7 protein-coding genes and 1 pseudogene are annotated in these 13,280 nt (G+C 69.7%); 7 read left to right on the top strand and 1 reads right to left on the bottom strand.

Going from position 1 to position 13,280, the window contains the following annotated elements; all coding sequences use genetic code 11:
• The first annotated feature begins 532 nt into the window (after positions 1-532).
• The 5 genes and pseudogenes from ABTY98_RS23500 (at position 533) to ABTY98_RS23480 (ending at position 7,794) form a co-directional block, all read left to right on the top strand.
• Positions 533-1,771 carry a L,D-transpeptidase gene (locus ABTY98_RS23500; protein ID WP_502994327.1) on the top strand — a complete coding sequence of 413 codons (1,239 nt, stop codon included), beginning with the start codon at positions 533-535 and terminating at the stop codon, positions 1,769-1,771.
• A 584-nt stretch (positions 1,772-2,355) separates the two neighbouring features.
• Entirely contained in the window at positions 2,356-4,233 is a 1,878-nt protein-coding gene (locus ABTY98_RS23495) for a CocE/NonD family hydrolase (RefSeq protein ID WP_352222899.1), read from the top strand.
• A gap of 312 nt (positions 4,234-4,545) precedes the next feature.
• On the top strand, positions 4,546-6,873 hold the full coding sequence (locus ABTY98_RS23490; protein WP_352222940.1) for a GH92 family glycosyl hydrolase: 2,328 nt from the start codon (positions 4,546-4,548) through the stop codon (positions 6,871-6,873).
• Between the two features lie 5 nt (positions 6,874-6,878).
• Positions 6,879-7,136, top strand: a pseudogene (locus ABTY98_RS23485) (sensor histidine kinase); the annotation flags it as partial.
• Between the two features lie 136 nt (positions 7,137-7,272).
• A complete protein-coding gene (locus ABTY98_RS23480; protein WP_352222898.1) occupies positions 7,273-7,794 on the top strand; it encodes a hypothetical protein in 522 nt (173 codons plus the stop codon).
• A gap of 447 nt (positions 7,795-8,241) precedes the next feature.
• Here ABTY98_RS23480 and ABTY98_RS23475 read toward each other — a convergent pair whose 3' ends face one another.
• On the bottom strand, positions 8,242-9,528 hold the full coding sequence (locus ABTY98_RS23475) for an FAD-dependent monooxygenase (protein WP_352222897.1): 1,287 nt from the start codon (positions 9,526-9,528) through the stop codon (positions 8,242-8,244).
• Between the two features lie 304 nt (positions 9,529-9,832).
• Here ABTY98_RS23475 and ABTY98_RS23470 point away from each other — a divergent pair, with 304 nt between their 5' ends.
• Both ABTY98_RS23470 and ABTY98_RS23465 read left to right on the top strand, forming a co-directional pair.
• On the top strand, positions 9,833-11,233 hold the full coding sequence (locus tag ABTY98_RS23470) for an APC family permease (protein ID WP_352222896.1): 1,401 nt from the start codon (positions 9,833-9,835) through the stop codon (positions 11,231-11,233).
• 297 nt (positions 11,234-11,530) lie between these two features.
• Positions 11,531-13,210, top strand: coding sequence for a chloride channel protein (locus ABTY98_RS23465; RefSeq protein WP_352222939.1), 1,680 nt, complete (start codon positions 11,531-11,533; stop codon positions 13,208-13,210).
• The last annotated feature ends 70 nt before the right edge of the window (positions 13,211-13,280 follow it).

Here is a 13,280-nt window from a genome sequence, read left to right as displayed (position 1 = left end):
TCTCCCTCGCGCGGGAGCCGAAGGGCACGGGCGTCACGTCGTGGCCAAACCCGGGAGGAGATCGAACACAACGACGCCGACGATTTCGCACCCAACCACATTGACCGATCCGGCCACCCGGTCGAAATCGGCGCAGCCGTCGCCGATCTCGCCGGCCCCTGCGCCGCCTCCATCAGCGGCGCCACCATCCGTGTCGACGGAGGCACGATCCGATCAGCCACATGAACGCCGCGCCGGAAACCAAAGCCCGCCACGCCAACCGCCCGGACACGACGATGAGCGGACCGACAAGGGCCGCGGCAAAACGCCTCGCCCACCGGCAGAGGCGCACCGGTCTGGACAACACCCCCAGCCAAACGCCATCCCTCAGCCGAGCAGGGTCTCAGCGACGCGCTCGACAGCGCGTGGCCTTCACCACAGTTTCCTCATTTAAGGACAGATGGACCCATATAACTAGTTTCATAGCTAGCTGCACTCCCTCGACATCCAGCTCCAGGGATCCCCGACGACCAGTGATACGGAGAAGCGTTTGATCACGGCACGTAAAGGACGCACCCGGCTGGTGGCTGCGGTCGGCGTACTCGCCGGTGCGCTCTCACTCACGGCCCTCGGCGGTACTAGCAACGCTGCTACCAGCGGTAACGATGGCGGGAAGCACCCGCAATCGCAGGCGCGAGCGGATCAGGCGGCCGCCCAGGAGGCTTCCGACGCCCGAATAAAGATCACGCCCGGGCAAGGTGCCTACGGCGTCGGGATCAACGACCCCGTCAAGGTCACCGTCAGCAACGGCAAGCTCACCAAGGTGACCATGACCGCCGTCGCGACCGGTGCCGAGGTTCCGGGCACCCTGTCCGTCGACGGCACGTCCTGGAAGCCGAACGGCCGGCTGGAGCGGGCCACCAAGTATCAGGTCGCCGCGGAGGCCGACGACGCCAAGGGCCGCTCCGCCACCGGAAACGCCACGATCACCACGGTCTCCCCGGCGAACGACTTCATCGGGCACCTCTCCCCCGAGGACGGCTCGACCGTCGGCGTGGGCATGCCGGTGACGGTCAACTTCGACAAGGCGGTCAGCAACAAGGCCGCCGTGGAGTCGAAGATCCAGGTCAGCTCCAGCAGCGGCCAGAAGGTCGTCGGCCACTGGTTCAACGGCGACCGCCTGGACTTCCGCCCCCAGAACTACTGGAAGCCCGGCTCCACCGTCACCGTCACGCTCAACCTCAACGGCATCCAGAAGACGGTCACGTTCAAGATCGGCCGGAGCCAGATCAGCACGGTCGACGCCAAGACGAAGCTGATGACCGTCGTACGGGACGGCAAGACGATCAGGACCATCCCCGTCTCGTCCGGCAGCACCGAGCACCCGACGTACAACGGCCAGATGGTCATCTCTGAGAAGTTCAGGCAGATCCACATGAACGGTGCGACCGTCGGTCTCACGAACAAGGACGGCAAGCCCGCCTACGACATCAAGGCCGTACCGCACGCCATGCGCCTGACCGACTCGGGCACCTTCATCCACGGCAACTACTGGGGTGCCGACCGGGTCTTCGGAAAGGTCAACACCAGCCACGGCTGCGTGGGCATGAAGGACGTCAAGGGCGGCGGTGACGGCAAGCAGCCCGCCGCGTGGTTCTTCGACAACTCGATGACCGGTGACGTCGTCATCGTCAAGAACTCCGCAGACAAGACCATGCCGGCCCCGGACAACGGCCTCAGCGACTGGAACATGCCGTGGAGCGAGTGGGTCGCGGGCAGCGCGACCAGCTGACGGCACGCCACTCCCCGAACATCCGAATCTGAATCCCTGACGCCGCAGGCGGCGGGCGACACGGTGTCGCCCGCCGCCTGCGGCGTCAGGTCGCTCGAGCAGCCCACGCCGCATGTGGACCGCGCGGCGTTCAAGATCTCCCGGGGCCACAGGTCATGCGCGGCGTCGTCCATCTTGTCCTCCCTCCACGGTGCATCCTGCGGTCGGGCCGACAGGCGGCCAGGGCGTTCCCAGCTGCCCCCTTCAGGGTCGTGGCGGCGGGCCGGCGAAGCCCCGGCCGACATGGCGAACCAGCCCCGTCCGCTGGGATGCAGCAGACGTCTTCCACTGTCGTTTTCTGCAACCTCCCCTGGCGGAAACCGACTTGGCCCCGTCCCATCAGTAACGCGACTGATACACAGCACCATTGACGCGTTTCGGTGCTGACCTTAGGCTCGCTCGCCATCGGTTCCGGCCAGGGTTCGCACACATGACCCCGTTCCTGACATGCGTGCGACCGTCCGTCGTCGCCGCGATGGCGGGCAGGGTGCTGCCGCTCGACCGGAAACGCCGTTCCGCTCCGTTCCGACGACTCGGGAGAGCATGTGAACAGACGTCGCGCGCCCGGCTGGGCCGCCTCGGCACTCGTCACCACTCTGGCGCTGACCGGCGCACTCGCCGGCCCCGTCGGCGCGTCACCGGCCGCCGCTTCCGCTCAGACCCCGACCACGCCCGTCGCCACCGCGACCGACGGCATCACGCACGAGCAGAACGACCGTGTCCCAAAGGGCTCGGTCTGGACCCAGCACTACTTCCCGTCCTCGGACGGCTCCGGTGCCGAACTGCACGGCGACCTGCTGATGCCCGAAGGCGTACCCGCCACGCAGAAGGTGCCGGTCATCCTCTCCATCGGCCCGTATTTCGGGCACGCGGGCCAGACGAACCCCGAAGGCTGGACCCACACCGGTCCCTCGAATCGCTTCCAGGACTTCATCGAGGGCAGCGACCTCTTCGCCCACGGCTACGCGTTCCTCATGGTCGACCTGCGCGGCTTCGGCGGCTCGACCGGCTGCCTCGACTGGGGCGGTCCCGGTGAACAGGCCGACGTGAAGGCCGCGATCAACTGGGCCGCGAGCCAGCCATGGTCGACCGGCGCGGTGGGCATGTACGGCAAGTCCTACGACGCTGTCACCGGCCTCATCGGCAACGACCTGAAGCAGTCCGCGCTGAGGGCCGTCGTCGCGGGGGAGCCCCTGTGGGACATGTACCAGTACATCTACTCCAACGGCGTCCCCCGCCCCAATGTGACCGGAACCGCGAATGCCTACAACGGCATTGCCACGATGGCCCCGCTGTCGGACGACGACGAGCACTATCAGGCGAACGCCCGGTACGAGGACACCCACCCCGGGTGCCTGACCGAGAACTCGGCCGGCTACCGGATATCCGACCAGAACGACCCGTTCTGGACCTCCCGTGACCTGGCCAAGATGGCTCGGGGCACCAACACGCCGCTCTTCGTCACCCAGGGCTTCATCGAGAACAACACCAAGCCCGAGGAGATGCAGGAGTACCTCACCAACCACAAGGGCCCCGAGCGCGGCTGGGTCGGCCAGTGGGACCACGTGCGTGGTGGCGACCGGGTGAGCGACGGTCGCCTGGCCATGGGCCGCGAAGGCTGGTACGACGAGACACTGTCCTTCTACGACCAGTACCTCAAGGGAGTTCAGCCCTCGGTCCACTACCCGGCGTACTCCGTCGAGGACTCCACCGGTCACTGGCGGGCCCAGGGCACCTGGCCGGTGGTGGAGCGCCACGTCACCCTCCCGCTGGGGAGGGGCAGTTACCTCGACGACGGCGGTGCCTCCGCCCGCGCCGGCCTCGCCGCAGCCGGCACGCCGGCCCCCAAGGCGGTGCAGCCGTCGGGCAACTGGGACATGGAGAACGCCCCGGCGACCGAGCAGCCGGCGCCCAAGGGACTGGCCAAGGGGATCGCGCAGAGGCAGCAGGCCGGTAAGGTCGGCTCCAGCTTCTTCGTCTGGTCGCAACCGCTCGCCCAGGACGTACGCCTGACCGCCACACCGAACATCTCGCTGACCGCCAGGGGCGAGGGCAACGTCATGCTCAAGCTCTACGACGTCGGCCCGGACCGCAAGGCCGTGATGTTCGACGAGCAGGTCTCCCTGCTGAAGGCGGGGCGGATGAGCGTCGACCTCAAGGCGACCGACTGGACGCTGGCCGCCGGGCATGTCCTGGCCGTGGAGATCGGCTCGATCCAGACCGGGTCGTGGCGTGACACCCCATCGGGTCAGACCGTCAATGTCTCGGGCGCCGTGCTGAGGCTTTCCCTGGACGACCCGTCCGACGACGTGGCCACCCAGGGAGACCGCTCACCGTACCTGGACACCTACCTGCGCCAGTACACGGTGGACCTGCCGGCCGGTCCGGCATCCTTCACCGTGACGCCAGGCGGGCACATCTGATCCCACGCCCACCGGCCGGCGCCGGACGGCACGGCTCCCGACCCCACTCCGGAGCACCGTCCGGCACCGGCCCAGGAGCCGGGCGACGTCTCCCCCGATCAGTGCCTCGTTGTCCTGATCGTCTGTAGCAGGGAGAGTGACTCACTCGCGACGGCGCAGCAATGACCTCTGCCGAACCTGACGCCCAACTCCCCGGTCGACGCGAACTCTTGACGAGTACACGTACAGCACAAAGAATGAGCGCGCTCTGTCTGACAACGTTGTCTGGCTTTCGGGGAGGCGCTTCCGCCCATGAGATGGACCCATCCGCCCATAAGTTGGACCCGACGCATACGCGGTGCAGGCACGGTGGTCGCAGCGGCAGCCCTGCTCGGGGCCGCCCTTGCCGCGCCCACGGCCCAGGCCGCCGCCCCGCAGGACGGCCAACTCACCGATCTCGTCAACCCCTTCATCGGAACCCAGAACGAAGGCAACACCTATCCCGGCGCGGCCGTGCCCTTCGGGATGGTGCAGCTCTCACCGGACACCGGGCACAACACCGGCTACGACTACTCCCAGAACCACATCCGGGGCTTCTCACTCGTCCATCTCTCCGGCGTCGGCTGCGGCTTGGGCGGGGACCTGCCCGTGCTGCCGACCACCGGTGACGTCACCGAGACGGACTACGCCAAGTATCAGGCCGAGTTCAGCCACGACGCGGAGACGGCGAGCCCCGGCTACTACAAGGTCGGCCTGAAGACCGGCATCGACGCCGAGCTGACCGCGACCGCCCGCACCGGTGTACAGCGTTACACCTTCCCCGCCACCGACAAGGCCAACGTCCTGCTCAACGCGGGGCAGTCACTGCACCGCACGGTCGCCACCAAGGTCGAGGTACTCGACAACCGGACCGTGCGCACCGCGATCACCGGCAGCGGATTCTGCCAGGACACCAAGCCGTACACCGTCTACACGATCACCCGCTTCGACCGCCCGTTCACCGCGTTCGGCACCTGGGACGGCTCCACGGTCACCGACGGGTCGAGGACCGGACGGGACGGTGCGTACGTCCGCTTCGACACCAGCAGGGACCGGACCGTCGAGGCCACGACCGCACTCTCGTACGTAGACGCACACGGCGCTGACCTGAACCTCCGTGCCGAGGGCGGTCGTTCCTTCGACCAGGTCCGCCGTGCCGCTCGGCGAGCCTGGGAGGACCGGCTCGACGACGTCCGCGCCCAGGGCGGGAGCGACACACTCCGCCGCACGTTCTACTCCTCCCTGTACCGGTCCTTCCTCGCGCCCAACATCGGCAGCGACGCGGACGGACGCTACACGGGCTGGGACCAGAGGATCCACCGTGCTCGCGGCTTCACGTACTACCAGAACTGGTCCCTGTGGGACACCTACCGCACCCAGTCCCAGCTCCTGTCGCTGCTCGCGCCACGCGAGGCGCGCGACATGGCGATCTCCGTCATCAAGATCGACGAGGAGAGCGGCTGGCTGCCCAAGTGGGGGTACGGCACGGTCGAGACGAACATCATGACCGGCGACCCGGTCACCCCGTTCCTCACCAACGCCTACCAGCAGGGCCTGCTCAAGGGCTACGAGGAACGGGCCTACCGCGCCCTCAAGAAGAACGCCGACGGGGTGCCGCCCGCCGACTCGCCGGCCGTCGGCCGCGAGGCCAACAAGGAGTACATCGCCGACGGCTTCGCGCCGTACATCAAGAACCGCCCGCACGCGAAGCCCGGCGACTCGGACTACGACCACGGCGCGTCCGCGACTCTGGAGTACGCGCTGTCGGACGCGATGCTCGGTGAGATGGCCCGAGATCTCGGCCATGACGCGGACGCGGCGCGCTACGCCGCCCGCGCCCAGAACTACCGCAGGATCTTCGACGCCTCGACCGGCTTCTTCCGCGCGCGCGACGCCTCCGGTGCCTTCACCGGGCCGGTCGACCCGGCCAAGAGCGAGGGATTCCACGAGGGCACGTCCTGGCAGTACCAGTGGCTCGTGCCGCAGGACCTGCCGGGAATGGTCGACCTGATCGGCGGCAAGCAGGCGGCCAACGACCGGCTGGACTCCTTCTTCGCCTACGGGCAGCTCGTGAAGGATCCCGCGAAGACCGCCCGCGAGGTGTGGGTGAACGGCCCGTACGCCTACTACAACGCGGACAAGTACAACCCGCAGAACGAGCCCGACCTCATCGCGCCGTACACCTACCTCTCGACCGGCCAGCCGTGGAAGACCACCGACGTGGTGCACGCCGCGTTGACCCTCTTCACGGACACCCCGACCGGCATGACCGGCAACGACGACCTCGGCACCATGTCCGCCTGGAACGTGCTGTCGTCCATCGGTATCTTCCCGGTGCAGCCCGGCTACGACACCTGGGGTTTGTCCACACCTGTCTTCGAGCGGATCGACCTCACGCTCGACCGCCGCTACTACCCGCGTGGCTCGCTCACGGTGACGGCACCCGGGACGTCCGACAGCCGCCGCTACATCCAGTCGGCCCGAGTCGACGGCTCCCCGTACGGCCGCACGTATCTGACGACGGATGCCCTGCGTGACGCGCGGTCGCTCGCGTTCACGGTCGGCGCCGAGCCGTCCGAATGGGGAACGACCGCCGAGGCCGGGCCGCCTGCGCTGAACTGACCCACGTCACCCTGACGTGCCATCGCGTCGGGGACGAGGTGGTCATCAAGGTCGCCGACACCGGCAGCGGCATCTCCGACGACGACCTGCCCCGAGTCTTCGACCGGTTCTGGCGCGCCGAGAAGTCCCGCTGCCGCCGGACCGGCGGCAGCGGGCTCGGCCTTGCCATCGTCCGTCAGCTCGCCGAGGCGCACGGTGTAACGGTGTCCGTGACCAGCGCCCTCGGGGTAGGAACGGTCTTCACGGTCCGTCTGCCCGTGTGACGAGCGTTCAGGCACGGGCTGAGCCCGCGTAAGCCTTGAGCGGGATGACATGGCCAAACCCATGGCGCCCCCACTCCGTCGGTGCCCGTACCGGGGCGGCGGCCGGCCCGCGAACCAATGTTGGCATACTGCAAAGATGACAGACACAATCCCGCGTGTCCGCATTCCTCTCGCAGCGTCCCTGTCCGTGGCACTCGCCGTCCTGGCAGCCGGGTGCGCAGGAAGTCCCTCCTCTCCGCACGCCGACGCCTCCGCTGCCGTGTCCACCGGCAGCCCGGGCCACGTCCATGTGGGCGTCGGCGACGTCGACATGACGATCACGGATGCCGTCGCCCACCTCGATCGCTCGGGCGACGGCTCTCTCAGCATGGAGGTGCGCAACGACGACGGCGTCCCCGAGCACCTCGGCATGGTCGCGACCCCGGACGGCGGGCGGGGCGAGTTGATCGGCGGGAAGTCGGCCAAGGGCGACGGTTCACTGTCCACCGCCGGCATCCTGCTGCTGAGCGGCACCACCGTCAGCTTCGGCGACAAGGGGGATCCTCGCGTCCTGCTGCACGGGGTACACGGCGTCACCGCCGCGCACACACTGGCGGTGGTCCTGCAGTTCGGCGTGGCCGGACTGGTCAGGTTCCAGGCGCGGGTCGCCTGGTCCTGACGTGCCTGTCCGGGGTCCGCGTACGACGGCTCCCCGCTGCATCGCGTATCCCGCGGTGGCGCCGGTGAAGGCCGCTTCAAGCGCCTGGGCGCGGTCGGTGTAGCCGGTGATCCGGGTGATGAGGCCGCCGGTGACGTCGAAGACGTGGTATCTCACGCTTTCCGGGTCGGCCGGCGGCACCGTGCCGTGGATCCGCAGGCCGAGGACGACGGCCGCCGGGTATGTGAAGGTCTCTTCGAGGTATGCCCGCAGTCCGAGCGCGTGCAGACGGGAGCAGCGGCTCAGGACGTGGGAGCGGGCGTGGCAGCCTGTGTCGCCTCCCTCTGGTGGGCTCCAGTGAACGTTCGGATGCAGGAGGTCGGCGAGCAGTCGGCAGTCGGCGGCTTCAAGGGCCTCGCGCAGCCGGGCGGTGACAACACGCTGGCCGGGGCAGGGACTTGATGACATCTAGCTCTCCGCGCTACGGGTCTGCTCGCCGGAACTCTTCGCCGCCCGCGCAGGTTTGCTGCGATACGAGCGCTGTGCGCTCGCGTCCGATGTTCCCGCCCAGGCAGGTACGGAGGCGAGTTGGCGCAAGTACGGTCGTTGCCGGCCGGCGAGTGCCGTGCCCGCGATGCGGCTCGCTCCGGGCAGGCCGACAGACCTCAGGCCCAGTCGGCGCAGGCGTAGTTGCCGGGCCGAGGCGGGGACGAACCAGCGGGCGGTTCTGCGCGCGGATCGCTGCCTGCGCGTGATGACCGGTCGCCAGAGTCGTTCGTATCCGGCAAGCGCCTCCTCGGTGCTGCCGGCTCCGGCGAGCTGGTCGGCCAGGACGTAGGCTCCGGCGATCGCCAGCGAGGCGCCCTGTGCGGCGAGCAGGGACACGGCGTGGCAGGCGTCGCCGACCAGGACGACCCGCCCGCGACTCCAGCACGGCAGGTCGGTCTGGGCGACCTGGTCGTAGTAGATCCGTGCGGGCGGCGGGCAGTTGGCGAGGGCACGGGGAACCAGCCAGCCGACCGAGCCGTACTCGCGGCGCAGCGCGGCCCGGGTGTCGTCGGGCAGCCGGGGTTCGGTGGCGTGGTGCACGGCGAACGCGGCGACTTTTCCGTCCCGCAGGGCGTAGAGGCCCATCTGTCTGCCGACGGTGTCGGTGAGGCAGAACCGGTCTCCGAGTTCGGCGTGCGCGGCGGGGTCGTCGAAGGTGAACGCGGCGGTGTGGTAGCCCAGATGCCGGACGTACCGTCGTTCCTCGCCGAAGGCCAGCGCCCGCACGGTGGAGTGGATGCCGTCGGCCCCGACAAGGAGGTCGGCGTCGAGGCTGCTGCCGTCGGTGAGCGTGACGCGGACGCCGTAGGGACGCGCGTCGATACGTGCCGCGCCGACACCGAAGCGCAGACCCACGGCGAAGGACAGCCGCTCCCGCAGGGCGAGTTCGAGGTCGGGCCGCATGATGCTCAGCAGGCGCCCGTTCAGGGACCGGGCGAACCGGTCGTACCCGAGCCGGGCCCGGCACCGGCCGTCGTCGTCGACGAACACCGCCCCGGAGACCGGATGGCTCAGTTCCTCCAGCCAGGGCAGCACACCCATGGCCTCGGCCGCTTCGTAGCCCGGGCCGAAGAAGTCGATCATGTAACCCTCGGTGCGCGGTCCTGGCGCCTTCTCGACGACCACGACCTCCCAGCCGAGCACGTTGTGCAGGCGGCCGGCGAGCGACAGTCCGGCGATACCGGCTCCGCAGATCACTACCTTCATCGGTGTGCATCGCCTCTTCCACGCCCGGGACACTCACGCACCTTTCCCCATACTTTTGCATTATGCAAACCTCGCGGGCAAGAAGCCCTCCGACGGCCGACCGCACGCACCAGTGGCCGTTTCCCCCGGCCGAGCCAGGGCACCCCCTCCGCGGGCCGACGGCCCGCCTGGGCGACTTGACACTTCCCTAACGCCTTCCTGATGACTCTTTGGCGTACGGTCGAAAGCGGTGTGCCGGGAAGACGGGTCGGCGAAGTGTCCCCAGGTGAGTCCTCCGTTTCGGAGCATCGAGGAAGGTCTTCGCGTGACCCCGTCGAAGTCGGCCGCCGCCGTCGCGGCCGCCCCGCCCCAGGTCCTGTCCGGACGCGGCCCCCGCCGTTCCGTTCTCTTCTTCGCGTTCGCCTTCGCGGTGATCGCCGACCCGGTCTCCTCGGTCGCCTACGCGATCGAGGCCGCGCTGCGCGCCCTGCACGGCGACCTCGCCCTGCTGCTGCCGACGATGAGCCTGGTCATCGGACTCGTCGGGCTGGTCACCGCGAACTACTGGCAGCTCGTGCGGCGCTTCCCCAAGGGCGGCGGCGCGGCGGCCGCGGCCGGACGGGCCTTCGGCGCGCGCTGGACGTTCCTGCCCATCGGCGCCCTGGTCGTGGACTTCGTCCTCACCATCGGCATCTCGATCGCCGCGGCGGCGAGTGCGGTGATCGCCCTGTTCCCGGGCCTGGCCCCGTTCCGGATCCCGCTCGCGCTGCTGCTGCTCGCGGTGGTGGCGGGGCTGACCTGGTTCGGGCACGGCGGGCGGCTGCTGTTCGCCGTGATGACCGTCGCCTTCGTCCTCGTCTCGGTGGCCGTTCTCGTCCTGGGCTTCACGTCCCCGCACGGCACCGGTCACGCCGTCGCCACGACCGACCCGGGTCACTCCGCCGTGCTCGCAGTGGTGCTGGCCTTCCCGGTCGCCATGGCACTGGCCACCGGCATCGAGGCGCCCTCCACCGCGATCGCCCAGCTCGGCCAGCTCGACGACACCCACCGCCGGCGCTTCGGCCGCGGCACGCTCGCGCTGCTGCTGGTCATCGTCGGCGGCCTGACCCTCGCCCTGACCGCCCTCGCCGTGCGACTGCACGTCGGTGTCCCGGGCACCGACTCCACCCAGATCGCCGACATCGCGCACGCCGCCGCCGGACCGGGCTGGCTGTACGGCGCCTTCCAGCTGACCAGCTCGCTGCTGCTGCTCGCCGCGGCCAGCTCGTCCTTCCAGGCCGGACCCGGGCTGCTGAAGGCCCTGTCCGGTACGGCCGAGCGGCCCGGTGTGCTGCCGCCGGTCCTGGGCCGGACCAACCGGCACCACACCCCGTACTGGTCGGTCGTGGTCTACCTGGTCGCCGCCGCACTGATCATCATCGCTGCGGCCGGCCAGGAGCAGGAACTCGTGCTGTTCTACGCGGTCGCCGTCTTCGTCAGCTTCCTGATCGGGCTGCTGGCCATGGCCCGGTTCGCCCACCGGGAGCGGAAGACCACCCTGACCTGGCTGAACGGCCTTGCCGCCGTGGCCGTCGCCTTCACCCTCGCGGTGAACCTGCTGCGCGGCTGGCCGATGCTGTCCCTTGCCGCGACCCTGCTCGTCGCGGGCGGCCTGTACGCCCGGTGGGCACGAGCCGGGCGCCCCACGGACATCGAGGACGTCGAGGCCCGCGCCGAAGCGACCTGACGTCGCCCGACGGCCGCGCCCACGGCCGCTTCGACGTCCTCGGCGCGGCCTCACTCCGGCGGAGCAGAATCCGCCGCCGCGCACGACGGAGGCCGCTCGCTCCCACCACGACCGGTACGCAATGAGGACCCCCGTGGCACGCCCCCCTGACTCTTTTGCATAATGCAAAGGTATGAAGGGGAAACGATGAGTGCCATACGAGCGGCGATAGACGGTAAGCAAGTGCCCGGCAGTACGACGACCCGCCTCAGGCCGACACCGGGACTTCCGGCACTGCGCACCGCTCCATGGGGCCTGATGGCGCTGGCCGTCGTGGTCGGCGCCGGAGCCGGCGCGGGCTCGGTCGTCTTCCGCTGGTGCATCAAGACCTTCACCCATCTCTTCTCCGGCCACGCCGACTACGCGGCCTCCCCCGGCGCGGCCAATCCGCACGTGCCCTGGCTGGGCCCGTACTTCGTCCTCCTCGCCCCGGTGATCGGCGGCCTGCTGTACGGGCCGCTGGTGAACCGGTTCGCCAAGGAGGCGCGCGGACACGGTGTGCCCGAGGTGATGCTGGCGGTCGCACAGCGCGGCGGACGGATCAGCCCGAAGGTCGCCGTCGTCAAGACGCTCGCCTCCGCCCTGACCATCGGCACCGGGGGCTCGGTGGGCCGTGAGGGACCGATCGTGCAGATCGGCTCGGCGCTCGGCTCCACCCTGGGCCGGATGACGAAGGTGACCGAGGCCCGGATGAAGCTCCTGGTCGCCTGTGGTGCGGCGGGCGGCATCGCCGCGACCTTCAACGCCCCGCTGGCCGGCGTCTTCTTCGCCATGGAGCTGATCCTCGGCACCTTCAGCGCCGAAGCCTTCGGCGCCACCGTGCTGGCCAGCGTCACCGCGAGCGTCATCGGACGCGCCTCCTTCGGTGACACGGCGTTCCTGAACCTCCCCGACTTCCACGTCGACCATCTCGCCCAGTACGGCCTGTTCGCGGGGCTCGGCCTGGTCGCGGCCGTGGTGGGGGTGGGCTTCGCCCGCTTCCTGTACCTCGTCGAGGACGCCTGCGACTGGCTGTGGCGCGGCCCGGAGTGGCTGCGTCCGGCGGTCGGCGGGCTGGCACTCGGCCTGGTGCTGCTGGCCCTGCCCGAGATGTACGGCGTCGGCTACCCCGTGCTCCAGAAGGCGACCGCGGGCGGCTACGCGGTCGGCTTCCTGATCCTGCTGCTGGTGGGCAAGATGCTCGCGACCAGCCTGACGATCGGCATCGGCGGCTCCGGCGGGGTGTTCGCCCCGAGCCTGTTCGTCGGGGCGATGCTCGGTTCGGCGTACGGCATCGGCGTCCACCACCTGCTGCCCGCCTCGGCCGGCGCGGTCGGCGCGTACGCGCTGGTCGGCATGGGCGCCGTCTTCGCCGGGGCGGCGCGGGCGCCGATCACCGCCGTGGTGATCCTCTTCGAGCTCACCGGCGAGTACTCGATCATCCTGCCGCTGATGCTGGCCATCGTGCTGGCCACCGCCGCCAGCCATCTGCTGACCCACGACACCGTCTACACCCTCAAACTCCGCCGCCGCGGCATCGACCTCGAAGGCCCAGCCCAGGGCGCGAGGATCGGAGGCCAGTCGGTCGGTTCCGTGATGGAGCCCCTGCCGTCCCCGCTGCCCGCGTCGACGACGCTCGCGGACTCCGCCGACTTGCTGAGCCTCTCGGGCCACGGCGCGCTCCCGGTCGTCGACGACGCCGGGGAGTACGTCGGTGTGGTGACCGCCCAGGCGGTCGCCGAGGCCTTGGCGGAGGAACCGGAGGCGGCCCCGGCCCGGGTCGGCCAGCTCGCCGAACCGCCCGCCCCGGTCACCGCCGACCAGCCCCTCGCCCAGGCCCTGCACACCCTGCTGGCAGCCGCGGGCACCGGCCTGCCGGTCCTCGACCAGGCGCGCAGCAAGCCGGTCGGCTGGCTCAGTCACCAGAGCGCGCTGCGCGCCGTGCATACTCCGGCCTGAGGGCTCGGCCACGGGGGTGTTCCGGTCTGACCCACATCTCATTTTGCATGGTGCAACAATGGATACCCGG

It is taken from the genome of Streptomyces sp. NPDC096040 (genome assembly GCF_040303265.1).
Classification (GTDB): domain Bacteria; phylum Actinomycetota; class Actinomycetes; order Streptomycetales; family Streptomycetaceae; genus Streptomyces.
This window is presented reverse-complemented; position numbering and strand designations above follow the sequence as displayed.